General features: G+C 66.4%; 21 protein-coding genes and 1 pseudogene. 7 read left to right on the forward strand and 15 right to left on the reverse strand.

From position 1 onward, the window contains the following. The 3 genes from TBIF_RS19960 to TBIF_RS24060 all read left to right on the forward strand — a co-directional run. Positions 1-1,003: SRPBCC family protein (locus TBIF_RS19960; RefSeq protein ID WP_024796510.1), on the forward strand; the 1,003-nt coding region annotated here is incomplete at its 5' end. A 58-nt stretch (positions 1,004-1,061) separates the two neighbouring features. Further along, the gene (locus TBIF_RS19965) at positions 1,062-1,922 is read left to right on the forward strand and encodes a mycofactocin-coupled SDR family oxidoreductase (RefSeq protein ID WP_024796511.1); all 861 of its coding nucleotides are present in this window, start codon (positions 1,062-1,064) and stop codon (positions 1,920-1,922) included. A 276-nt stretch (positions 1,923-2,198) separates the two neighbouring features. Further along, entirely contained in the window at positions 2,199-3,068 is an 870-nt protein-coding gene (locus tag TBIF_RS24060) for an IclR family transcriptional regulator (protein WP_024796512.1), read from the forward strand. A gap of 12 nt (positions 3,069-3,080) precedes the next feature. Here the strand turns inward: TBIF_RS24060 and TBIF_RS19975 are convergent, their stop codons facing one another. Continuing rightward, positions 3,081-4,508, reverse strand: a complete 1,428-nt coding sequence (locus TBIF_RS19975; RefSeq protein WP_024796513.1) for a FadR/GntR family transcriptional regulator — start codon at positions 4,506-4,508, stop codon at positions 3,081-3,083. A gap of 204 nt (positions 4,509-4,712) precedes the next feature. Next, positions 4,713-5,258 carry a HepT-like ribonuclease domain-containing protein gene (locus tag TBIF_RS19980; RefSeq protein ID WP_024796514.1) on the reverse strand — a complete coding sequence of 182 codons (546 nt, stop codon included), beginning with the start codon at positions 5,256-5,258 and terminating at the stop codon, positions 4,713-4,715. 187 nt (positions 5,259-5,445) lie between these two features. On the opposite strand from TBIF_RS19980, the gene TBIF_RS19985 reads away from it, so the two are divergent. Continuing rightward, entirely contained in the window at positions 5,446-6,000 is a 555-nt protein-coding gene (locus tag TBIF_RS19985; RefSeq protein ID WP_024796515.1) for a VOC family protein, read from the forward strand. A 125-nt stretch (positions 6,001-6,125) separates the two neighbouring features. Then, positions 6,126-6,908, forward strand: coding sequence for an enoyl-CoA hydratase/isomerase family protein (locus tag TBIF_RS19990; protein WP_024796516.1), 783 nt, complete (start codon positions 6,126-6,128; stop codon positions 6,906-6,908). 80 nt (positions 6,909-6,988) lie between these two features. Here TBIF_RS19990 and TBIF_RS19995 read toward each other — a convergent pair whose 3' ends face one another. From TBIF_RS19995 to TBIF_RS20055, 13 genes and pseudogenes are all read right to left on the reverse strand, one after another. Continuing rightward, the gene (locus tag TBIF_RS19995; RefSeq protein ID WP_024796517.1) at positions 6,989-8,350 is read right to left on the reverse strand and encodes a cytochrome P450; all 1,362 of its coding nucleotides are present in this window, start codon (positions 8,348-8,350) and stop codon (positions 6,989-6,991) included. Between the two features lie 63 nt (positions 8,351-8,413). Next, entirely contained in the window at positions 8,414-8,632 is a 219-nt protein-coding gene (locus tag TBIF_RS20000; RefSeq protein WP_024796518.1) for a ferredoxin, read from the reverse strand. A 13-nt stretch (positions 8,633-8,645) separates the two neighbouring features. Then, the gene (locus TBIF_RS20005; protein ID WP_024796519.1) at positions 8,646-10,118 is read right to left on the reverse strand and encodes an aldehyde dehydrogenase family protein; all 1,473 of its coding nucleotides are present in this window, start codon (positions 10,116-10,118) and stop codon (positions 8,646-8,648) included. Positions 10,119-10,275: 157 nt separating this feature from the next. Continuing rightward, the gene (locus TBIF_RS20010; RefSeq protein ID WP_024796520.1) at positions 10,276-11,523 is read right to left on the reverse strand and encodes an amidohydrolase family protein; all 1,248 of its coding nucleotides are present in this window, start codon (positions 11,521-11,523) and stop codon (positions 10,276-10,278) included. Positions 11,524-11,902: 379 nt separating this feature from the next. Next, positions 11,903-12,610 carry a TetR/AcrR family transcriptional regulator gene (locus tag TBIF_RS24645; RefSeq protein ID WP_235174897.1) on the reverse strand — a complete coding sequence of 236 codons (708 nt, stop codon included), beginning with the start codon at positions 12,608-12,610 and terminating at the stop codon, positions 11,903-11,905. Positions 12,611-12,909: 299 nt separating this feature from the next. Next, the gene (locus TBIF_RS20020; protein WP_024796522.1) at positions 12,910-13,755 is read right to left on the reverse strand and encodes a TauD/TfdA dioxygenase family protein; all 846 of its coding nucleotides are present in this window, start codon (positions 13,753-13,755) and stop codon (positions 12,910-12,912) included. A gap of 144 nt (positions 13,756-13,899) precedes the next feature. Further along, positions 13,900-15,387: an ABC transporter substrate-binding protein gene (locus tag TBIF_RS20025; protein WP_158506376.1), complete on the reverse strand. Its 1,488-nt coding sequence runs from the start codon at positions 15,385-15,387 to the stop codon at positions 13,900-13,902. A 191-nt stretch (positions 15,388-15,578) separates the two neighbouring features. Further along, the gene (locus TBIF_RS20030) at positions 15,579-16,586 is read right to left on the reverse strand and encodes an ABC transporter ATP-binding protein (protein WP_024796524.1); all 1,008 of its coding nucleotides are present in this window, start codon (positions 16,584-16,586) and stop codon (positions 15,579-15,581) included. Next, positions 16,586-17,704, reverse strand: a complete 1,119-nt coding sequence (locus tag TBIF_RS20035) for an ABC transporter ATP-binding protein (protein ID WP_024796525.1) — start codon at positions 17,702-17,704, stop codon at positions 16,586-16,588. Before TBIF_RS20035 ends, TBIF_RS20030 begins: the two co-directional genes overlap by 1 nt. Beyond that, positions 17,701-18,624 (reverse strand): ABC transporter permease, encoded by a 924-nt coding sequence (locus tag TBIF_RS20040; RefSeq protein WP_084611813.1) that lies wholly within the window; start codon positions 18,622-18,624, stop codon positions 17,701-17,703. The genes TBIF_RS20035 and TBIF_RS20040 overlap by 4 nt, the downstream gene beginning before the upstream one ends. Then, positions 18,621-19,586: an ABC transporter permease gene (locus TBIF_RS20045; RefSeq protein ID WP_235174899.1), complete on the reverse strand. Its 966-nt coding sequence runs from the start codon at positions 19,584-19,586 to the stop codon at positions 18,621-18,623. Before TBIF_RS20045 ends, TBIF_RS20040 begins: the two co-directional genes overlap by 4 nt. A gap of 946 nt (positions 19,587-20,532) precedes the next feature. Continuing rightward, a pseudogene (locus TBIF_RS24070) lies at positions 20,533-20,931 on the reverse strand (IclR family transcriptional regulator domain-containing protein); the annotation flags it as partial. A gap of 49 nt (positions 20,932-20,980) precedes the next feature. Further along, positions 20,981-21,346: a helix-turn-helix domain-containing protein gene (locus TBIF_RS20055; RefSeq protein WP_038172127.1), complete on the reverse strand. Its 366-nt coding sequence runs from the start codon at positions 21,344-21,346 to the stop codon at positions 20,981-20,983. A gap of 598 nt (positions 21,347-21,944) precedes the next feature. On the opposite strand from TBIF_RS20055, the gene TBIF_RS20060 reads away from it, so the two are divergent. Further along, positions 21,945-23,594: a flavin-containing monooxygenase gene (locus tag TBIF_RS20060; protein WP_024796530.1), complete on the forward strand. Its 1,650-nt coding sequence runs from the start codon at positions 21,945-21,947 to the stop codon at positions 23,592-23,594. 53 nt (positions 23,595-23,647) lie between these two features. After that, positions 23,648-24,607, forward strand: coding sequence for a VOC family protein (locus TBIF_RS24075; RefSeq protein WP_084611814.1), 960 nt, complete (start codon positions 23,648-23,650; stop codon positions 24,605-24,607). The last annotated feature ends 16 nt before the right edge of the window (positions 24,608-24,623 follow it).

A 24,623-nucleotide genomic window follows, 5' to 3' on the forward strand; every position in this document is an offset into this window, starting at 1 on the left:
CTCGGATGACGACTTGGGCCTGGCGACGGTGTTGGCGGAGCAGTGGGGCGGCTTCGTGTTCATCAACATGGACCACGAGGCGCAGCCGCTGCTGGAGTACCTGGACCCGATCGTGCGGATCTTCGCGCCATTCCAGCTGCAGAACTTCCGCATCCGCTGGGGCAAGGGCGTGATCGTCCCCTGCAACTGGAAGACCGCACTCGACGGCTTCCTCGAGGCCTACCACACTGCGGCGGTCCACCCGCAACTATTCCGTCTCGACCGGAGCAATGACAAGCTCGCGTCGCTTCAAGAACTGGACAGGCGGCTGTGGGCGCCGACGACGCTGTACGAGCGGCACTCGCATTATTCGGCGCTCGGCCCGAAGAAGTCGGCGACCGGCACCAAGGGTAAGGATCCGTCGGTGCGCAGCTCCGACGCATCCTCCGATGAGCGGTTGAACCTGGCGAACTCGGTGCAGTACCTGCACGAGGACATGCGGGGCCTGGAAAATGAGCGCAGCTGGCGCGCGGCGGAGACGCTGAAAACGGCGGAGTTGCCGGAGGGCATGTCCGCTGGCGAGTACTTCCTGCAGCTCTACCGCGAGTTGTCGGTAAACGAGGGCTTCGACTGGCCGCAGATCACGCCGGAGCAGTGGTCGGAGGCCGGCAGCTCGTGGAGTGTGTTCCCGAACTCCATCATCCTGCCCGGTCAGGGCTCGGCGTTCTGGTATCGGGCGCGGCCGGTGGACAACGATCCCGATAAGGCCCTGTTCGAGGTGTTCAGTCTGGATCAGATCCCGGTGGCGGACTACGACCTCAAGCGCGAGTTCACGCCGGAGTACTTCGACGATTGGCGCGACGCCGACATGGGCCAGGTGATCTCCCAGGACCTGGCCAACACCAGCGAGTTGACGGCGGGTATGCACTCGCCCAGCTTCGACGGGCACCGCTTGAGCGAGGAGCAGGAGATGACGATCTGGAACCACCACCGGGTCGCCGACCGCTACATCTTCGGCGACTAAGCCGACACCGGCCATACCTACGCATTTCCCCGGTTTTTCTAGCTATGAGGAGCACATGATGGGCAGAGTTGAAGGCAAGGTCGCATTCATTACTGGCGCGGCACGCGGGCAGGGCCGCAGCCATGCGGTCCGCCTCGCGGAGGAGGGCGCGGACATCATCGCGGTGGACCTGTGTCGCGATATCGAGACCAATAAGTACCCCCTCGCTCGTCCGGAGGACCTGAAGGAGACGGCTCGTCTGGTCGAGGCGACGGGCCGGCGGATCGTCACGGCCGAGGCCGATGTGCGGGAGATCGCGCAGATGTCCGCGGCCATCGATCAGGGCCTGGAGGCGTTCGGCAAGCTCGACATCGTCGTCGCGAACGCCGGGATCATGCCGATCCTGGGCGGCCCGAACATGCAGGGCTGGCTCGATGTGATTGGCGTGAACCTGATGGGCGCGCAGAACGCGATCCACGCGGCGCTGCCGCACCTGACCGCGGGGGCATCGATCATCGCGACGGGCTCGACGGCGGCGTTCATGCAGAACGACATTGTGGAGAACCCGGGCGCGGATCCCGGCGGCGCCGGCTACACGGTTGCGAAGATGATGATCTCGCAGTACATCCACGAGCTCGCCCGGGTGCTCTCGGCGCAGATGATCCGGGCGAATGTGGTGCATCCGACGAACTGCAACACCGCGATGCTGCAGTCCGACTCGATGTACCAGATTTTCCGGCCGGATCTGGAGAACCCGACGCTCGAGGACGCGAAGGGTGCGTTCGGTGTGCAGCAGGCGATGCCGATTCCGTGGGTGGAGCCGGTCGATGTCAGCAACGCGGTGTTGTACCTGGCCTCGGATGAGGCGCGGTATGTGACGGGTACGCAGATGCGGGTGGACGCGGGCGGCTACCTGAAGATGCAGTCCTTCCACGTCTAACCCTCCGCGGGTTCGACAGAGCAGCGGACACCAAGGGCCGCCTTCGAGAAGAAATTCTCGAAGGCGGCCCTTCGCGTTGTGCCTGGCCGCCCCCTCGCCACGGGGGATTTTGGGGCGGACCCAATAGTGGGGGTTGACATACAGCTCGATCAGTGTGACTCTCACTACATCGATAAAGGATACTTATTAGGCGTCAATCGGGCAGATCTGGCCAGTATCCTCGAAAATCAGCCCAAATAGGTCCCTATTAGGACTCTCCACCGAAAGGTGCCAGCCGTGACCGCGAGCCTGACCCACCGCACGTTCGATCTGCACATGGACACCGTCGATAGCCCACTGGACGGCGCATTGGACGATTTCGCGACATCGCTGGCCAACCAGCAGAGCGCCGAGGCCCGCCGCAAGCCGGAGCGCACTGTCATGGGCCGGGTCTCGTCCATCATGGATGCGTTCGACGGCAACCAACAGGTGCTCACACTCAGCGACCTCAACGAGTGCACGGGTCTGCCGAAGTCGACTCTCCACCGCCTAGCCGAGCAGCTCTGCCAGGTGGGCTGGATCCAGCGGGTGCCCGACGGCTACCGGATCGGCCTGCGCATGTTCGAGCTCGGGAGCCTGGCAATCGAGGGCAACCAACTCCATAAAGCCGCGTTCCCGCATCTGCAGGCTCTCGCGTCCCGGACCGGGATGTCCACGCAACTCGGCATCCTCGACGCGGCCGAGGTCGTCTACCTCGAACGCATCGCGGTTGGCCCTGTACGGCTCCCGATCCGGCGCGGCGGCCGCAACCCCGCCTATTGCACCGCGCTCGGCAAGGCCTTGGCCGCCTTCGACGATGCGGCCACCCGCACCGTCCTCTCCGCGCCAACACCTCGGAAGACGGCGAACACCATCACCACGTCCTCCGCGCTCCTGGCCGAGCTGAACAATGTGCGTCGGGCCGGCACCGCGTTCGACCGCGGCGAGGCGTACGACGATCTGGTGTGCGTGGCAGCGCCCATCCGCGGCGCCGGGCACACCATCGGGGCGGTCTCCGTCACCGGCCCAGCCAACCGGATGCGGTGGGGCTTGGCCACCGAGGCCGTGCGCAGCACCGCAACCGCCATTTGGAACGCGACCCACCGACTCGGCGGACCCCGGATCTGACCGCCGGGGCGATCAGTCCCACCGCACGGCGAGTTCCTGCAGATGGCGCCGCATGCGATGCTGGGCGAGGCCGTCATCGCCAGCCAAGACGGCCTCGAGGATATTGCCGTGGGCCTGCCGGACCTCAGCATCGGCCGCAATGGTCGACAAGTCCTTAGTCCGGCAATGCCGTGCCCACAGCTCCATGATGATCCGCAGGAACAAGGCCAGCACAGGGTTGTCCGCGACGGCGGCGAGCTCCGTGTGGAAGTTCGAGGCCGCACCAGCCCCGGTGCCGGAACCCAGCGACGCGCGCAGCCTCGCCGCCGCTTCGGGGTCCTGCGCGGCGGCACCGGTGGCGGCCTGGACGCAGCCCAATTCGATGGACTCGCGAACCACATGCAGATGGACAGGGCTCATCTCCTCGAAGTCGAGATAGAGCGCGATGGCACGGATACTCGCCGACGGATCGGGGGCCAGCACCACGAGTCCCCCACCCGCGCCCCGGCGCATCCGGGCCACGCTGTGGTGCTCGAGGATGCGGATGGATTCACGCAGGACCGCCCGACTAACCCCGTAGCGCGCCAACAGGTCTGGCTCCGAGCCGAACACCTCCCCGATCTGCCAGCCATCGCCGGTGATGTCGTTGTGGATGCGGCCCGCGATCACCTCGGCGAGCTTCCTCCCCACGCTTGTGTCGGGGGTGGGGTCGGTGGGCCGGGTGCGCATCCGCCCAGACCGCCGCCGGTCCGGGCTCGAGAGCATCCAGGCCCGCACCTCGTCGAGGTGTCGGCTCAACCTGATCTCCGCGGCGGCGGTGTCACCGGTGATGACGGCGTCCGCGATCTCCGCATGCCGGGTGGTGGCCGCCGACTGGGCCGGCGCGAGCACCGCCATCTCCGGGTAGTCCTCCGAGCGGACGTTACGGGCGGTCAACAAGGCGACGACCTCGATGAACAACTGCAGCACCGCGTTCCCCGACATCCGCCCCAGCGCCACGTGGAGATCGTCCTCAACCGCATTGGGCCCGCCGACCCACTCCTGCCCCAGCTCCTGGGCCTGTTCCTTACGCACGATCTCCCGCAGTGCGTCAATACCCTCCTCCGTGACCGCGCCAGCGGCCAACCGGGCGGCGAGGGGCTCGAGGAGGACCCGTGCCTGCAACAGATCGTCGGTGCTGATGCCGATGTACTGCAGATAGATCACGAGCGCGCGCGAGGACGACGACGCGCTCGGCGCGCACACCACGAGCCCGCCGCCCGGCCCGCTGCGCATTCTCGCCACCCCGAGATGCTCCAGCAGCCGGATCGCCTCTCGCAGCACAGACCGCGACACCCCGAACTGCTCCAGCAGCTCAGTTTCCGAGCCCAACACTTCGCCCACCGGCCAACGCCGGTCGATGATCTGGTCTTCGATTTTCCGGGCCACCTGCGACGCGAGCTTCTCCGATCCTGCCGACAACGGCCCTCTGCCTTCACGCTCATCAGCTCCCCAGCCGGCGATCCCCAGAAGTGGAGTTCCCTCGCGGCTGAGACGCATATTCGTCCTTCGCCCTACCGAGGCTCAGTCCTCGGCAAGACGCTTCCCTAACGTGGAGCTAAGTCCAACACACCGTGCGGCCGAGCGCCCCTCGCCGACAGCGCACGCCGCCCGCTCCGGCTCGAATCACCGCGACATTCTCGCCTCGATCCACTCCCCCACCTGCAGCAAGTAGTCCTGGTACCCGGCTGTCACCGCCGATACCACCGCGCCGACCTCAGCCGGATCTGTGTCCATGTACAACTGCACCTGCACGTGGTGCGGGCCGTCCACCGGCGCGAGCGCGGCCGCCAGTCTCACGTCGATCAGCCCCGCACGCCCCGCTGCGCCGAACGACTCGGCGAACGTGCGCGGAGCCTCCCCCGACACGACTCCCGCCACATGACTGTTGACGTCGAAGGCCAACTCCACCAGTAGGGCCAGCATCCTCTCGATGACAAGGCCCGCGGCCGGGTTGCTGTCCAACTGCTCCCGGCCGAGGTCGCCGAAGCCAACTAGTTGCGCGATCATTTTCTGCATCGTGATGACCCGGTGCTCTAGCGCCGCCAGATCCGGCCCGGACTCGCCCACCCGGCCGCCTCCGATGCGCGACGTCAGTTGGCCTCCGTTGGGATCCGCGCGGCGCGCGGGCGCGGCCATCGTGCGTGTCGATCCCTCATACTGGCTGGTCATTTCCCAATCATTCCACACACACAGGCTCATCCATAGCGCCTAAATTAATCTTACCCCGCATTCCGTTTGATGAAATGGACCGTTGACAGGCACCCCTGTTCATGTGGGAAGTTGTACCAAAATGAGTTCGTTGACCATACGCGAGAAAATTGCCTAAGGCACATTTCGCCGAACCACGGAGAATAAAATGCATTCCCTTAGCGACCTCTTCCGAAACTTCATGCAGGTGGGGTATGTGGCCGATGATATCGATGCTGCAGCACAATTCCTCGAGACCCGACTGGGGACCGTGTCCTGCGCCAAGCACTACAAGTCCTCGCTGGGCGGCGGCCGGCCGCAGGCCGGGCTCGACGGCCCCGCGACCTCTTTCGTCGTGGTGAACGGCGCGCTGGCCGACGAATGGGTCATCGACGTCGCGCTGGTCAACGCCGGCCCAACCAACCTCGAGATCATCCGGCCGGTCAGCGGCTCGGTGGACCTGTACCGGAACGCGATCCGGCCAGGTATCCCCGCCACACTGCATCACCTGGGCTTCCGGGTCGACGACTTCGACGCGGCGACCGCGGTCGTCAAGGCCAGCGGCCGGGAGTGGGCGCAGTTCGGCGTGAGCGGCGGCGTCCGGTTCGGCTACCTGGACATGACGGCCGAGATGGGGCATTTCGTCGAGGTGATGGAGCTCGACGAGGCGGGAGCCGAGGGCTTCGTCCGCCTCGAGGCCGCGTCGAACATCGCCCGCGCATAGGCACCCTCGACAGTCTCGATGCGGCATCCCCCAATCATCTGAGATGATTCACGCCGGGTGATCAATGCTGTCAGAAACCTGAGATATCCGCCTTTACAATAATTGAGAAAGTTGCAGAATTTAAAATGCCAGACGACCTCGGCGCGGGCGGATTGCGATTCGAACGGGAGGGCAGTATCGGCTGGTGCATCATTGACCGTCCGGCCGCCCGCAACGCCCTCACCGCGGCAATGTACTTCGGCATCAAACGGGCCGTCCGACTCGTCAACACCGATCCCGACCTGGCCGCGTTGATCATCACCGGGGTCGACGATGTGTTCGCCCCGGGTGGGGACCTCGGCAGACGGAAGGAGCCGGGCGACAGCCCGCTCGACGGACTGTCCAGCGTCGATATCGTGCCCTTTATGGCCGTCCGTGACAGCCGCGCCCCGGTGATCTCCGCAGTGAACGGCATCTGCCAGGCCGGCGGGCTGTTGATCGCGATGATGTCCGATATCGCCGTGGTCAGCGACCGTGCCACCTTCCGCGTGCCCGAGCTGCTGCGCGGTATCCCCGACGCCACGTTCGCCGCCACCCTCCCGGCCCATGTCGGCGTGGCGGTGGCCCGCGACCTCATGTTCTCCGGCCGTGTCTTCGACGCGGCGGAGGCCCTCCGCCTCGGCGTCATCTCCCGGGTGGTGCCGCACGAGCAGCTCCGGACCGCCGCGCTGGCGGCGGCCGGCCAAGTCCTGCACTCCGCGCCGCTGGCCCGTGCGCAGGTCAAGCGCATGCTCAACGAGCGCTATGGGCTGTTCGACTACGAGACCATGTGGGGCGCGCTCGACACGTCCCCGGAACCGCGCGAGGGGATGCTCGCGTTCATGGAGAAGCGCCCCCCAAACTGGGTGCCGTCGGACCTCCCAGTCTAATTTCCTCGAACACGAGATCCCTGCCGCTCAGCGTGACGCTGAGCGGCAGGGATCTCGTCTTCCGGTAGGGGCCAGCCGGATTACACCGTCGCCCGCTTCCCCGTGACCGGTTCCGCGAGCCCCTCCTCGTCGACGATCTGCTGCGCCCGCTCGATCGTCTCCTCCAAACTGGCGCCCAGCCGCTTTCCGGGCGTGAACGTGGCGGGCAGGCTAACCAGCCCGTTGATGATCGCGATGGACTCGTAGTGGACGGCGGTCTCCGGATCGCAGTAGAAATCGGGCAGGCGCTCGAGCACCGCGGCCATCATCCGCTTGTAGATCACTCGGGCGACATTCGAGCCGATGCACCGGTGGATGCCCAGGCCGAAGGACGTGTGCCGGTTCCCGTGGCGGTCGAAATCGATGGTGTCCGGATCGGGGAACACGCTCGGCGAGCGGTTGGCCATGGCCCACGAGAGCCAGAGCCGCTCGCCCTCCTTGAACTGCACGCCGTTGATCTCGACGTCCTTACTGAAGGTGCGGCCATCGCCCTGGGCCGGCGTGAAGTACCGGAGGAACTCCTCGGTCGCCGGGTCCAGGAGGGTGTCGATCTCATCGCACAGCCGGGCCCGCTGCGCCGGATTCTCAGACAGCCACAGCAGTGACTGGGCTGTGAGCGCCGTGGTGGTGTCGAAGCCACCGCCGACCAATAACGCCGCGGTGGCCCTGATCGAGTCGTCGTTCAGAGGCTGCCCGTTGACGGGCGACTGGATCAGCGCGTTCAGCAGGCCGGGGCGCGGATCCTTCCGGATCTCCTGCGCCGAGGCCATCAGGGCCATGGTGCTCTCCTGCATCAGCTTCCGGACCCGCTGGAAGTCGGGCGAGTGCGGCGGTGTGTAGACATAGGCGTGCGCCGGCTCGTTGTGGATCACCCAGTCCGCCAGCGGCAGACCAAGCAGTCCCATGGTGACGACGGCGGGCACGATGTTCGCCAAATCGTGGACGAAGTCGATCGAGCCGCTCTCGATCTTCTCGTCGATGCAGGCCCGCACCAGGTCGTCGATCACCGGGAACCACCGGGCCACGGCCGCGGGCGAGAGGTACGGGTTGAGGATCTTCCGGTAGTCCGTCTGCTCCGGCGGGTCCAACTCCAAGAAGGACGGGGCGGTGAAGGGCCCGGCCATCGGGATGTGCGGGATGCTGATGCCCTTGTATCCGTTCACGGAGCCATCGTGGTCCCGGAAGCTGGTGACGGCGTCGGACCGGCGGGCGATGGCGAAAAGCTCGTCGATGCCGCTGGCCACCCAGTGCCCGTCATAGGAGTCGCTCCAGGCCACCGGGCACTTGGCGTGGAGTTCGTGGGTCTTCTCCAGGAATTCGTCGCGAAAACCGGGACTGTGCCGCTCAAAGTTGATCGGGCACTTCTTCAAGTCTTCGACGTTGTAGGCATCGTCTTGGGTCATGATTTTCTCCGAGGTGCGTTGGGCGGCCGCTCTTGGGCGGTGCCAGCGGACAGGGTGGCAACGTCAAGCCGGGGCGTCGGCGCTCTCGCGGACTTCCACGATCGCGCGTTCCGGGCAGGATCCCAGCGCCTCGCGGGCCGAGGCCTCGAGCTCGGCGGGCACGTCGCCGCCGTTCATCGCGAAAGCGTGGCCGTCCTCGTCTCGCAATTCGAATACGCCCGGCGCGACCATCGAGCAGATGGTGTGGCCCTGGCACAGGCTCTGATCGACATGGACCTTCATCGTGTTATCTCCTTCACAGTGCCGCGAGCCGTCGTGCGGGCCGCGCGATGGTCTTGACCTCGAGGAACTCCTCGAGCCCCTCGACCCCCCACTCGCGGCCGATGCCGCTCTGCTTATAGCCGCCGAACGGCGCGGTCTGGTGGTTCCAGGTGGTGCCGTTGACGCCGATGGCCCCCGCCCGCATGCCGCGCACGATGCGCATTGCGCGGTCGAGGTCCGGGCTCCACACCCCGCCAGACAGGCCGTAGATGGTGCTGTTGGAGATCCGCACCGCCTCGGCGTCGTCCTCGAACGGCAGGATCGTCAGGAGCGGCCCGAAGATCTCCTCTTGCGGGATCGTGGACAGCGGGTCCACGTCCGTGAGCACGGTGGGCTCGACCCAATACCCCTTCTCGAATCGGTCACTCGCGTTGCCGCCGGTCACCACGCGGCCGGTCTGCTTGGCGATCTCGTAGTAGAGAAGCACCGACTCGTACTGGCGCTTGTTCGCCACCGGCCCCATGTAGTTCGCGGGGTCGTTGGGATCGCCCCACGGCAGATTCTCGGCCGCGCCGACCGCGATCTCCACCGCCTCGGCGAGGCGGGAGCGCGGGACCAGCAGCCGCGACGAGACCCCGCAGCCCTGGCCGGCGTGGCTGCAAGTCCCTGCGGTGACTCGAGGAATGATCGAGGCGAAATCGGCGTCCTCGAGCAAGATCGTGGCGGACTTGCCGCCGAGCTCCAAGCCGAGGCGTTTCACCGTCGGCGCGGCGGCCGCCATGATCCGCCGGCCGGTGACCGTGGAGCCGGTGAAGGTGATCGCATCGACCTCCGGGTGGGAGGTCAACAGCGCCGCGACGTCGTTGTCGTCGGTGGTGACGATGTTGACGACACCGGCCGGAATGTCGGTGTGGTCGAAAATCGCCCGGCCGATCTCCAGGGTGTTCCAGGGGGTGTCCGGCGCGGGCTTGAGCACCACGGTGCACCCCGCCGCGAGCGCCGCGGCGAGCTTGCCCAGCGCCAGGTAGAAGGGGTAGTTCCAGGGGGTGATCGCGGCGACGACGCCGGCCGCCTCCCGGCGAATGATTCGGTGCGCGCCCTCGTCCCCGGCGATCGGGGTGATGACGCTCTCGAACTCATAGGTCTCGAGCAGATCGATGTAGTGACTGACCATATCGATCGCACGGTCCAGCATCACGTCGTAGGTGAGGGCGATCGGCGAGCCCGCCTCGGCGATGAGCATCGGTCGGAGCACCTCCGAGTTTTTGCGCAGCGCGGTCTGCAGCTGGATCAGGCACCGGCGGCGCAGCTCCGTGTCGACGGACCACGAGGTGGTGTCGAACGCCCTGCGGGCCGCGCGGATCGCCTGCTCGACATCCGCCCGAGTCGCTCGAGGGACGACGCCGATGACCTGCTCGTTGGCGGGGTTGATGTTGTCATAGACGCCGCCGTCTCCAGCGGGGACGAGAGCTCCGTCGATCAGCATGCGGTGTTCAGAGTTGCTCATATGCGATTTCCCTTGAAGATTGGTTGTCTGCCACTGCTCTGCCCTCGCGCCCCACCGCAGAGCGCACTTGGACTGGGGTTCGTGACCGCGTCTGCGATGCCACGGATCTCCGCCGTAGGGCGACCGTGGCATCGCAGAGCGCAGTCCTGCTGGTGGGTTAGGCCCCGACGATGATCTGGGGACGCTTATGCGCGGTCGCCACCACACTGGTGTCCCAGTTGGGATCGCGGGCGCGGAGCGCGCCCACCGTCGCCTGTTCGCGCGAGATATGCGCGAACGGATCGTACTTGAAGTGCTTCATCGCGTTCAGGTGCGTGACCTTGTTGATCTGCTCGTCCGAGAGCTGCTTCATATAACGCATGACGCCCTCGGGGGACTCTGGCCACATCGTGTCGGAGTGCGGGTAATCGCACTCCCACGTGACGTTGTCGATATTGAGGCGGTGGAGGTTGTCGATACCGACCTCGTCGTCGATGAAGCAGGTGATGACGTTCGAGTTGAAGAGCTCGGACGGCAGGCGCCCCTGCAGGTCCATGCCCGACCAGTGCTGCGTGTGCTGGTACAGGTAGTCGAGGCGCTCCAGGAAGTACGGCACCCAGCCGATGCCACCCTCGGACAGTGCGACCTTGAGGTTGGGGAACTTCAGGAAGAGCCGGCTCCACACCAGGTCCGCCGCGGCCTCGAAGGAGCCGATCGGAGACAGCGAGTAGATCAGCTCCACCGGCGCGTCGGGCGAGGTCGTCGGCGCCTTCGAGTTGGAGCCGATGTGCATGCAGACAACGGTGCCCTCCTCCTCGCAGGCCCGCCAGAACGGATCCCAGTGCTCCTGGTAGATGCTGGGCAGGCCCAGGTCGTAGGGGTTGGAGGTGAAGGTGACCGCGTGGCAGCCCTTCCGCGCCATCCGGCGGATCTCCTCGGCGGCCAGTTCCGGATCCCACAGGATGGGGATCGCGAGCGGGATGAAGCGGCCCGGGTAGGTGCCGGCCCACTCGTCGACGTGCCAGTCGTTGTACGCGCGGACCATCGCCGCCGACTGGTCGCGGTCGCCGTTCTCCAGGAAGAGGGCTCCCGAGAAACGCACGAACGACGGGAAGCACATCGAGCCCAGCATGCCGTTGACGTCCATGTCCTTGACGCGCGAGTGGATGTCGTAGACGCCGGGTCGCATCTCCTCCCGGCAGACCGGGTCCATGCCCCACTCCGACTTGGGGCGGCCCACGACGGCCTGCACGGCCGGGTTAAGCACGACGGCGTCGCCGTATACCCACGCCATAGTGCCGTCATCCCGGGTGACGAAGCGCGGCGCCGCGTCAACGTATTTCTTGGGCAGTCGCCCCTCGAACAAGTGGGTCGGCTCGATCACGTGATCGTCCGTGCTCACCAGAATCAGGTCTTCAGTCCTCATCGGATACCTCTCCGTAGGCCAATTTCGGATGACTCGCATGAATTGGGAGTTAAGCAGCGCTTTCAAAGTCTCTTACCTCGATGCCACAGTAACTACCAGGCGATACGTCACAAATTAATCACTTCAGCTCACTTTGTCAATGGCTTGACGCGAACTGCTGCGAGAGGCCCTGGCCGAGCCGGGACGCCGCGGGCGCATTCCACAACCAACTCCCCCACCTCATGAAAATCACTGGAGCGCAAGGAAGTTGGTGACGCGCGGCCGCCGTCGGCCCTCGACACCGCCGCTGGCCCCGGCACCAGACATGCCTCTAGCCGGCCATGGCGGCGAGGCAGACTATCTCCTCAACACCATGACCGGCTGCGTCGCGGCCGCGCGACTACTTGACGGGGGGACCGCTCCGCTTGAGTTGGCTCGGCGTCTTCCGCTCGCCCAGCGAGGCCTTGATCGCCTCGGTCGCCGGCCCGATCGGCGCCACCAAGCCCGCGGTGTAGAACTGCACCATGTCCTCGAGCAGGATCTCGATCGGCAACGGCAATTTCTCGCCGGAGGCCAACACCGCCTGGTAGCGGGCCAGGGTGTGCACCGTGCCCGTGAGCATCTGCATGCAGCGCTCCTCCAAGATCTCGTCGGAGAGATCGGCCAGCAACCGCCTCAGCAGGCCCAGCACGGTGCTGGCGCTGGCAGAGGGGATGATGATGCTGCTACTCGGGTTCAGCCGCGAATAGCCGCCGTTCTCGAGGATGTAGTGGGACATGAAGGCCAGGTAATGATTGCCCTCCTCCAGGTGGCTCGCCAGCGGGGAGACGAAAAGGCGCACCAGGTCCGAGATGCTCGGCTGGCCACGCATCAGCAGGTCCGCCAGCATCTCGACGCGGCATTCCTCGCTGGCCTCGGCGCGATACGCGATGATCTCGTCGACGAGGGTCTCCCTGTCGCCGAAGTGGTACTGCACCACCGCGTGGTTCTTCTGGCCGGCGGCGATACCGATGTCCCGAAGCGCGACGGCGGCGATGCCGCGATGGGCGAACAACTCCTCGGCGGTGCTCATCAGGAGCAGTCGGGTGGCGTCGCCGCGGGTGTTCACCCGCTCCTTGCCTGCGGCCGACCGCCTGCCGCCATTGCCACTCGAGGTCGTCCTGTCAGCTGGTGTCACTGGCATATTTCACCTGAGGACAACGTCACTATGGAAAATTGTCCCCGCCTCCCTATCGTCCGAATTAGTCGATATCACCTGAGAAACCAACGGGCACAGAGAATTTCCCAGGGCCTCCTCGCGAACCCACCACCCGGTGCAACCCAACTCGACCGCCGTTGACGATACCGTAATTTCGCCAGACGAGCTTAATCACCGGGTGGTGGCCCGCCCCTAGGCCTGGGAATGTGTCATTCGGTGGGCTCCTCCCCGACCAGCGTGCAGCGGATCATCTCCCGCGCCGAGCCCTCCTCATAGGGCTGCACGCAGTGCAGCATGCCGGGGTTGTCCCAGATGACGGTGTCGCCCACCGACCACTCATGGCTGTACACGCGATCCGGGGTGGTCGCCCGCGCGACGAGGTCGTCCAGATACGCCCGCCCCTCCGCGACGTCCATCCCGGGGATGTGGTCCGTGGTGCCGCCGATGATCAGGGACGGCCGGCCCTCACGGTGTCGCCACACCAGCGGATGCTCGCGGCTCTGCATCTGCGCCCATGACGCCTCCTGCTCCGGCGTCGGGTTGGTGAAGACCCGGCGGCGCGACCCGGCGACCGAGTGCACCACCCGCAGCGCCGAGAGCCTCGCCTGCTCGTCCGCGTCGAGGCCTGCGAAGAACGCGCGGGTGCTGGCGAACGCCGTCTGGCCGCCGGTCTCCGACTTGACGGCGCAGGTCAGGATCGTCGCGGGCGAGGGGTTCAGGTGGATTGGCAGGGTGCAGCCGTCCATGTGCCAGTTGAAGGTGCCCGCGACGGTCTCTTGGCCGCCGTTCTTCTTCGGATCCATCGACACCCGCTGCACGCCGGGCTCGTTATACATCTCGCCGTTCGTGCGGTCCAGGGTGCCGAGGCGCTCGCTGAACTGGGTTTGGGTCTCCGGGGTGAACCCGACGCCGCGGAACAACAGCACGCCGTGCTCGCGCAGCGCCGCCCAGATCTGGGCGGGCACTGACTCGTCGCCCAGCAGCCGGTCGAGATCGACCCCGGTGATCTCCGCGCCCATCGACTCGGTGAGCCTGGTGGTGGTCAAGGTACTCATGAAACGCTTCCTCCCTAACGAGATGAACCGGGCACTGCGCCGGGCGCGGGCCCGAACTGGGCAGGCCATCCTCGGCCGGCCCAGTCCTAGAAATCTGGGTTGCGCTGGTGGGCCGGGGCGGACCCCGGCCCACCAGCGGTCATGCTAGTTCAGCCACACCTTCTCGAAGTCCCAGGCGGCGCCCGAGCCGGTGGACACGATGTGGACACCGTGGACGCTGGTGTCCGCGGTCAGGTAGGAGCCGATGTACTGCCAGTTCCGGACCGGCGCGTCACGGGAGACCTCGAAGTTGGCCACCTCGTAGGCGGCGTCGACCTCGGCCTTGTCATTCGAGGAGCGGGTCAGCTCAAGTGCCTCGTCCACCTTCGGGTTGGAGTAACCGGTGGCGTTCTGCGGACCATCCGTGTGGAACAGGTCATACATCAGGTCCCGTGACGGGGACATGTAGGTGGTGGTCAGCAACTGGTACTCCCCCTGGCGCTGCTTGCCCAGGAGCACGGGGGCGTCCAGCGGCTCGATCTTGACGGTCAGGCCCTTGATCTTCTGCAACTGCGCCTGGAGCATCTGCGAGGTCTGCTCCATGACCGGGAAGCCGGCATACGTCGTCAGGGTCAGGTTCTCGCTCGTCTTGCCCGAGCGGGTGAGGTAGTCGTCGAACTTCTTCTGCGCCTCGGTCAGGTCCAGCTTCGGGTACGCGGCTGCGGTGTCTGTGGGCAGGTACGCCTTGGCGGTCGTGGTCTGGGTGCCCAGCGCCGCCACCATCTGGTCGGCGTCGATCGCGGCCAGGAGCGCGCTCCGCAGTCCCTCGTCCTGCAGGCTCGCGTCCTTGTAGTTGAAGATCACGCCACTACCGCCGATGACCTCGGACTCATAGGAGTTGAATCCGTTGTCCTCCATCTTCTGGATGTCCAGGGCACTCGAGAGGGGCGTCATCAGGACCTCCCCGCTGATCACCGCGTTCATCTTCTGCTCCTCAGAGCTGATGAGCTTGACGGTGAGCGCGTCGAGATAGGGCAGGTTCTCCTCGAAGTAGGTGGGGTTGCGCACCAGCTGCATCTCGGAGTTGCGCACCCACTCCTTCATGATGAACGGGCCGGCGCCCACGGGCTTGCTGCCCACCTCGGCGCCCGCCGCCGCGATCGCGGTGGGCGAGCCGATGGCGCCCATCCCCCGCACCAGCTGCCAGGGCAGCTGGAAGTTGGCCTGCTCGACGGTCATGTTCACGGTCAGCGGGTCCACCGCCTCCCACGTCATGCCCTGGGTGACGCTCGCGACGGGCGAGAGCGTGGCGGGGTCCTTGATGCGGTCCCAGTTGAAGACCACGGCATCCGCGTCGAACGGGGTGCCATCGCTGAACTCCACGCCCGGACGCAGCTTCAGCGTCCAGTTCTTGCCATCCGAGCTCTCGAAGGACTCCGCCATATAGGGCGTGAACTTCCCGGCCTCGGCGTCATAGCGCATCAGCGTGCCGAAGACGGGCGCGCAGCGGTGATAGGCGACGAGGCCACAGTTCGCGGGGTCCATCGACTGCGTCTCGCCGGTCATCCCGTAGGCCAGCGTGCCGCCGGACTGGGGCTCGCCGCCCGACTCCCCGCCGGTGGCGCCGGACGACGAGCAACTCGCCAGGGTCACACCCGCCACGATCACTGCCGCGAGGGATCCCAGGACCCGTCGCGATCTCGTACCTGTTTTCTTGTGCAAGTCGAACTCCTTCATCGGTGTCGCCCGTGCCGTCCGTTCACACGGGCCGGAGCAGGTCGTTGGGAATAGTGCGCGCCGCAGGGTGTCCGGGCACTTCGCCGGCTGCGGAAGTGGTGCGCCCGCTACACGAGCGCGGGCTCATCGATCGGAAAGTGGCAGGCCACAAACCGGCCCGGCCGCACCTCGCGGATCGCCGGCTCCTCCGCGGCGCAGCGATCCTGCGCCATCGGGCATCGGGTGCGAAAACGGCAGCCGCTGGGCGGGTTCAGCGGCGAGGGCAGATCGCCGGTCAGGGCCGCCTTGAGGATCGGGGCCTCCGGGTCCGGCTCGGGGATCGATTGGGCCAGGGCCCGCGTGTAGGGGTGGGCCGGTGCGGAGAACAGCCCGTCCGACGTGCCGATCTCGCAGATCTTGCCCAGGTACATCACGACGATCCGGTCGCTGAGGTTCTTGACCACCGCCAGGTCGTGGGCGATGAAGACCATCGTGATCTGATAGCGCTCCTTCATATCGTGCAGGAGGTTCATGATCTGGGCCTGCACCGAGACGTCGAGCGCCGACACCGGCTCGTCGCAGACGATCACCTCCGGGTCCAGCACCATGGCGCGCGCGATCGAGATGCGCTGGCACTGCCCGCCCGAGAACTCGTGCGGGCGGCGGTCCGGCGCGGTGTGGGGGTCCAGGCCGACCCGCTCGATCATCTCCTGCGTCCGCGCCGCCACCTCCTCCTTGCTCCGCCCGTCGTGGATGCGAAGCCCCTCGGCGATGATGTCCTTGACTTTGCGCAGCGGGTTCAGCGAGGAGATCGGGTCCTGGAAGATCATCTGCATCTTGCGCCGCTGCCGGCGTAACGCCTTGCCCTTGAGGCCGACGACGTTGACGCCCTCGAACTCGACGCTGCCGGAGGTCGGCGCGGGCAGCTGCATGATGGCCTTGGCCACGCTGGACTTGCCGCAGCCCGACTCGCCGACCAGTCCGATCGTCTCCCCGCGCACGGCGTCGAAGCTGACGTCCGAGACCGCGTAGACGCGCTGGCCGGCCGGGCCGGGGTATTCCACCACCAGGTTGCGCACGGACAGGACCACGTTCTCGTCGTGGTCGCGAAGGTGCGCCGTTCCGCTACCCGCCATCAGACCATCACCTCATCCTCAACCGGAGTGCCCGCCGCGGTGACTCCGGCGGCGATATTTCGGGACCGGGCCGCGTCGCCGTCGGCGGTGCCCAGCGGGAAGAAGCACGCCACCGCGTGCTCCGTGTCGAAGGAGTCTGCGCGCAGCATCGGGGTCTCCTCCAGGCAGCGCGGCTGCGCCGAGGCGCAGCGCGCGGCGAACGCGCAGGCGTCGGGCGGGTCGATAACGGTGGGCGGCCGCCCCGGGATCGACGGGAGCCGAGTGTGACTCGCGTGCGAGACCTTGGGGATCGCGTCGATCAGCGCCTTGGTGTACGGATGCCGCATATTGGCGAACAATTCCCTGGTGGGCGCGTTCTCCACGACTCGGCCCGCATACATCACCGCGATGTTGTCGGCCCGGCCGGCGACCACGCCCAGGTCGTGCGTGATGAGGATCATCGCCATGCCGGACTCCTCCTGCAGCTCCTGCAGGAGGTTCAGGATCTGGTGTTGGACCGTCACGTCCAGGGCGGTGGTGGGCTCGTCCGCGATCAGCAGCTTGGGCGAGCAGGCGATGGCCAGCGCGATGGTCACCCGCTGGCGCATGCCACCGGACAGGTTGTGCGGGTACTGCAAGAACCGCTTCTCCGGCTCCGGGATGCCGACAATCTTCAGCAGCCGGATCGCTTCCTCCTTGGCCTCCTTCTTGTCGAGGCCGAGGTGGAACCGCAGCGTCTCCGTGAGCTGCTTCCCGATCGTGTTGACCGGCGTGAGGGAGGTCATCGGGTCCTGAAACACCATGGAGAGGTCCACGCCCCACAGGTGTGGGTTGTCCTTGCCGGTCACCGTCGCCAGATCCACGCCGTTGAGCAGGATCTCGCTGCCCGGCAGCACGTGGGCGTTCGGGGCCAGGATCTTCATGATGGCGCGGGAGAGCACCGACTTGCCGGAGCCCGACTCGCCCACGATCCCCAGCGTCTTTCCGCGGCGCAGGCCCAGGCTCACGCCCTCCACGGCCCGGACCAGGCCATGCGGTGTCTGGAACCAAACCCGCAGGTCCTGGACTCGCAGCACCTCGTCCGAGTCGACCTCCCGCGACGGTGCCGCGGGGGTGGCCGTCTTGATCGCCTGACTCATATCGCCGATTCCTTTCCGACGCGGCCACTGGCCCAGTCGCCAATCCTGTTGAAGGAGAAGACCGTCACGAAGAAGAACACCGCGGGGATCAACACCAGCTGCGGATGCCGGCTCATCTGCTCACGCCCGGCGGCGAGCATCCCGCCCCAGCTGGGCGTGGGCGGCGGCACGCCCACGCCGAGGAAGCTCAGGGAGCCCTCGGCGATGACCAGCGTCGCCATCACCACCAGCGCGAGGGACAGGATGGGGAGCATGACGTTCGCCAGCAGTTCTCGGAGCAGGATCCGCCAGGGTGATGCGCCCAAAGATTTTGCGGCCGTGACGAACTCCCGCTCGGAGAACGCCAGTGTGTTGGCCCGCGCGACGCGCGCGAAGTTGGAGATGCCCATGAAGGCCAGCGCCAGCACCAGCGTGGTCAGGCTCGGCTCGAGCACCGCCACCAAGGCGATGAGGAAGATCAGGGGAGGGAAGGACAGCGAGAAGTTGATGAACATCGAGATCACCCTGTCGACGAACCCGCCGAAATAGCCCGCGAGCATGCCCAGTGCGACGCCCAGCACCAGCGCGATGGTCGTGGCCCCGATGGCCACCGCCATCGAGACCCGGGCGCCGTAGACCAGCCTCGAGAAGACGTCGCGGCCAAGCGAGTCCGTCCCCAGCAGGTGACCGTCGGCCCCCGGCATCGCGTTGAAGACGGAGGAGACGTCGTCCGGATCCGGCAGCGGCAACAGGCCCGCGAAGAGCGCCGCGAGACCGACCGCCGCGATCCAGACGACCCCGATGAACGCCCCGATGTCCCGCTTCCGGCGAATCGGCTTGATGACCACATCGGGCAACCGGTCCTGCTCCACCCGGCCTGCCAGTGCGACCGAGCCGGTGACTTCCAATACCGCTTCAGTTTCCAATGCTGCCTCAGTCATGATGCCTTTACCTTCCTGACCCTCGGGTCCAGCAACGGATAGGAGAGGTCGACCAGCGCGTTGACGAATATGTATCCGACGGCGCAGACCATCACTACCGCCTGCACCACGAGATAGTCGCGGGAATAGATGCCGTTGATCGCCATGGTCCCGAGCCCCGGCAGCGAGAAGATCGATTCGATCAGGACTGTGCCGCCGATGAGCCGGCCGATCACGATGCCGGACACGGTCACCAGAGAAAAGGAGGATTGCTTCAAGGAGTGGAACGACAGGATCCGCCAGGTCGGCAATCCGCGGGCGCGGGCCGACAGCACATGGTCCTGCTGCAGGGTCGTCATCATGTCGCCCTTGAGGATCCGCATGAACAGCACGACCTCGCCCGCCGCGAGGGTGATCACGGGGAGGATGATCCGCTCGATGTGCTTGCCGGGGTCTTCCGAGAATGGCACCCAGCCCATCGGCGGCACGAGCTTCAGCGTCATCGCGAAGACCACGACCAAGATGAGCCCCAGGACGAAGGATGGGGTGGCCAGCATCGCCGATCCGATGATGTTCGCCACCCGGTCGATCACGCCGCCCGGACGGTACGCGGACCAGATCGCCACCGGGATGGCGATGAGAAGCGCCAGGAGCACCGATAGCAACGCGATCTCAGCCGTGACCGGGAATCGCTTCCAGATCATCTCCCCCACGGGCTCACCCGTCTGGTACGAGTTGCCGAAATCGCCCTGGAGCACACCGCCGAGCCAGCTGAAGTACCGCTGGAACAATGGATCGTCGAGCCCGTAGGCCGAGCGCGCCGCCGCGATCTGTTCCGGGGTGGCGTCGGGCGGGAGAAGCGCGTCCACTGGCCCGCCGGGCACCAGCTCCATCAGCAAGAACACCGCGACCGAGACCAGGAACAACAGCAGCAGAAACTGGAATAGCGAACCCGCTCGTCGTTTCAACTCCCACGATCTCACTTCCTCACCATCCCTTTTCGTCCGAACCTCTCAAACTGCACGGGCCATCCTTTTTGAGAATCGATCGCGAGCCCCTCCGAATCGAGCGGGGTGAATCACCGCGATATCAGATCTAATGCTCACGCTGGGGGAAGTACACCAAGCTCCCATTTAGGTGCGCAGACGAATTACGTGCTGCCGGCCTGGCCTCGTATCGACGAGCCAAGATGAAGAACCGCGAGACTGAGCCGACTCCGAAATAGAAATCATTGTTCTCACCTGCTGTCTGGTCTGGACCTCGCATAGGAGCCGTATTCACGCCTGCGCCCTAGGTGCCGTTCCAGACTGCGGAACAGTTGTTCCGTGGTCCGACTAAGCTTGGCAGCTGAAGTCACTTGCCGTCAAGGGGTTTAGCCAGGCATCTTTTTTCGAGTCGCGGTAAGCACTCATCGCGATGCCCAATTTTCCCCATGGGAGCACACGCCACCGCACTGCGAGGCACCGACCCACCCGCGCCGGGCCGGCCCGCGGCCCATGGTGCCAGCTCCGTGTCGGCGGCGTCCGCGTAATCGCGAATGTCCCCTCACCACGGTCGAAAACTCGGCGCTTGCGGCCGGATAACCGCGCGTCCGCGCCCATCCCCGACACCCCGGGAAAGCGAGCTGCGGGAGAGACGACTCCACTGGACCTGCACTTACCTCCAGAAGTCCTACGGCGGCAGGACCCCGCGCGCCGCGCGGCCGCAGGACCCCCGCAGCCGCGGCGGCCCGCCCCGCCAAGGCTAGGAGGACACCCCCGTGCCGGCGCGGCAAACGCCACGCACCCCGACCCGACGCGCCACCCGATTGCGCGAAACCGGCCTCCGTCTCGCGCAATCCGGCTTGCACCGGAGGCCGCCCCGACGCCCGGCCGCGCCGAATGCCCGCGCCCACGGGCCCAGGCCCCGCCCGGATATCGACCCCATTTATCAGTAAGTCGGCTTAACCCCGACCAGACTGTCGGTGAGGATCTGGGCCGAGCGCATGACCTGCTCCGCCAGCACCGCCTCCGCCTCCTCGTCGAACCGGCTCTCGGGGATCGTCAGGCCCACGTCGCCGTACACCCGCCCCTCGGGCGCGAAGACCGGCGCGGCCACGGCGACCGCTCCGACGATGCGCTCCGACCGTGAGCTGGCGTAGCCCCGGCGGCGGATCTGCGCCAGCCGGTCGGTGAGCTGACCTGCGTCGACCATCGTGTGCTGGGTCAACACGGCCAGGCTGCCCTGCAGCACATCCCGCCGGTCCGCCGCCGGCAGGAACGCGAGGATGGCCAGGCCGCTCGCACCGGAGTGGACCGGCAGCCATCGATTCAGCTGCAGCACATAGCGGAGCGGGGTGGGAGGACTCCACCGACATCGAGAACATCATCTGCTGGCGTTAGCTGCTGTAGACACCGAGGAACGAGGTCTCCCCGCTCGCCTGGGTCAACTCACTGAGCACGTCATTTGCCTTGTGCTGCAACGGGAACTGGGCCGACGCAGTGCGCGCGACGCGGAGGAACTCCAACCCCACGCGGTATGAGCCGCGAGGTGTCCGGTCCACCATGCCGAGCTGCTCGAGCTCTGTCAGCAGCCGATGCGCAGTGCTCGCGCTGAGGCCCAACCGCGCGCCCAAATCTCGCACGCCATAGGCGTCCTTGCCGCTGTCGACCATGTGGACCAGCACTTGGATCGCCCGCCCCAGGGGGTCGCGTCGGCGTTGTGCGCCGGCCTGGGCGGCAGGCCCGTCTGGGCTCTCAATCATCAGGTTCATCTCCTCTGATCAGCCCGCCCGCCTCCGCAGGCCGACCAGCCGCCTGCCCCACGTTCGACGAGCGTCCGCGTGCGCGCAGGATTCAAAAAAATGCCGGCGAGCCCCGTCTTCACACGCTGATCTTTAAGTCAGCATTGCGATTGCGACGCGCCGACGATGCTCAAGCCGAATGCTAGCGCCCTTCCAGTTCCCGCATGACAGCCCTCGCCACATGCGCGAATACCGGAATCGTCCGGACCAGGTTCCCGCCGCCCCACGCGCCCAAGCCAATGGTTGACACAATCAAAGCTAATGTGCTTAATTATCACCACCCGGTTGGCGCAACCTTTAGCTGACCGGCCCCTGATCTGATCCCGAGTTGAGCATGGCACCCGAGCTCGCACGGGAGCACCGCGATGGCCGCCGCGGGTCCCTCCGGCAAGCCCTGGCAGCTGTCTCAAACGTTGGCGACCAACCACCTCCGCTCGTGCACACCGATAGCCACCGCACCACCGCGTAGAGCACGTCGTCGCCTCGACCCGACCGGAGGAGCACACATCCCGCCGGGTCCCGGACCCCACTCCTCATCGCCCCACAGAGTAGGAAAACCATGAATTCTCAGAGAACCGACTCGAACAAGCCCGACGTCGACGTGTTGGTCATCGGCGCTGGCGTGATGGGCATCTATCAGCTCTACCGTGCCCGCGAGGCCGGGTTCGACGCCACACTGGTCGAGGCCGGCGCGGACGTCGGCGGGGTCTGGTTCTGGAACCGCTACCCGCAGGCCCGCTTCGACTCCGAGAGCTACACCTACGGCTACATTTTCTCCGAGGAGCTGTTCAAGGACTGGAAATGGTCCGAGCACTTCGCCGGCCAGCCCGAGATCGAGGCCTACCTCAACCACACTGTGGACCGCTTCGACCTACGCAAGGACATGCAGTTCAACACGAGGATCACGTCGGCCGTCTATGACGAGGTGAACGGCTCCTGGGTCGTAGGCACCGCGGCCGGCGGCCAGATCCGGGCGCGGGTGGTCATCGCTGCGACGGGCGGGCTCTCCGTGCCCCACTTCCCCGAGATCCCCGGCCTCGAGGACTTCCGCGGCCAGAGTCACCACACCGGGCTGTGGCCGAGCGAGCCCGTCGACTTCAAGGGCAAAAAGGTCGCCGTGGTCGGCAGCGGCCCGAGCGGCATCCAAATCTTCCCCATCATCGCCCAGGAGGCCGCGGAGCTGACCCTCTTCCAACGGACCGCGAACTGGGCCACCCCCCTGAACAACCGGCCGATCACCGACGCGGAGTGGGCCGAGCTGCAGGCGAGTTTCCCGTCGATCCAGGAGACCCTGCTCAACTCGCCGCACGGCTTCCTGCACGAGCTGAACCTGACCGTGTCCACCGACTTCACCAAGGACGAGCGGGCGGCCTTCTTCGAACAGATGTGGAACAGCCCCGGATTCTCGAAGCTCACGTGCAACTACATGGACATGACCACCAACAAGGACGTGAACCGCGAGTGGTGCGAGTTCATCGCCGAGAAGATCCGCAGCATCGTCGAGGATCCTGCGACCGCCGACAACCTGATCCCGAAGGACCACCTCTACGGCGGCAAGCGCGCGCCGTTCGAGAATGGCTTCTACGAGACCATGAACCAGCCGCACGTGTCCCTCGTGAACCTGAAGAAGACGCCGATGACGCGTCTGACCGAGACTGGCATCGAGACCACCGCGGGCTCGCTCGACGTCGACATCATCGTCTGGGCCACCGGATTCGACTTCGGCACCGGCGCCCTGAGCCGGATGAACGTCGTGGGCCGCGACGGCCTGCGACTCGAGGAGCACTGGGACGCCGGGCCCACCACGTACCTCGGCTTCACCGTGCACGGTTTCCCGAACCTGTTCTTCCCCGGCGGCCCGCACGGCGCCGGCGGCGGCAACTACCCACGCTATGGCAGCGACCAGGTCGACTTCATCACCGACTCACTTGTGCACCTGCGTGACTCCGGTGAGACCGTCTTCGAGGCGCCGCTCGAGGCGGAGGCGCAGTGGATGGACATGGTAAACACCCTGGCCCCGCACAGCATGTTCTCGAAGGACCACAGTCACTACTACGGCGCGAACATCCCCGGCAAGCCCCGCCGCTTCCTCCTCAACCCCGGTGGCCGCGGCAAGCTCCACGAGATGATGGCCGCGGTCGTCGACAGCGACTACCGGGGCTTCCTCTCCACCCCCGCCAACAGCCTCGAGCCCGCGACCGCCGGGTAACTGGCCCGCCCCAACTCGCAGAGGGTTTGGCAATCACATCAGAGAGGACGACGATGCCCGAACGCTCCATCCATGCCGCGGCCCAGCTCGACAAGCGCGATTTCCGTGTGCTGATGATGCACCGACCCATCATCCACGTCGTCGATCTCGACGAGGCCGCGGACTTCTACGCCCGAGTCTTCGGCCGGCCCAGCACTCCCCTCGCCTCGGTGCGCAAACCGCCGCGGCCGAACCACGCCATCGACTATTCGACGTTCACCGCGGTCAGCGACGTGCTCATCGATAACCTCGCCCCCCACAAATATGTCGTCGATGGGGTCCAACGCCTGCCGTCCGTCGAGCAGGGTCACCCGCGCGCCCTCGGTTGGCAGGTCGAGGGCATGCCCGGGCTCTACCGCGAGCTCAAGCGGCGGGGCAGCCGTGTCACCGACAGCCAGGGCCTCGTGGCGGCGGGCGACGAGGCGCCGATGGCGGGTCCCGTCCACCACTTCAAGGCTCTGCCGGCCGACGCGGGCCTGAGCTACAGCTTCTTCCCGCCGCTGCCGTTCGGGCCCGACCCACGGCGGGCGCCCGGCTGGTCCATCCCGCCGGTGACCGCGGACGACCCACTCGGCATCGAGCGCTGCTCGCACCACACGGTGTTGACCAGCGACATCGAGCGGGCACGGGCCCTCGTCGTCGACGTGCTCGGCGGATCCGTCGTCCACCGCGGCCACGACCCGGCCAGGTCCGTGACCGGAGACCACTTCCACCTGGCCGATGCGGTGGTGCAGTACGCGACGCCGACGGCCGGCTCGGCGGCGGCCGCCGATCTCACGGCGAATGGACCCGACGACGTCTACCACGCGATCACGTGGAAGGTCGTCGACCTCGAACGTGTGGAGCGCCATCTGACCGCCGAGGGCGTCCGCGTCCAGACCCGCACCGACGACACCATCATCACCGACCCCACCTCGAGCCTCGGGGTCCCCTGGGGTTTCACCACCGCGCGCATCCCCGGCGATCCGCGTTGAGCTCAGGAGGACAGCC

The organism is Tomitella biformata AHU 1821 (assembly GCF_000524475.1).
GTDB lineage: Bacteria > Actinomycetota > Actinomycetes > Mycobacteriales > Mycobacteriaceae > Tomitella > Tomitella biformata.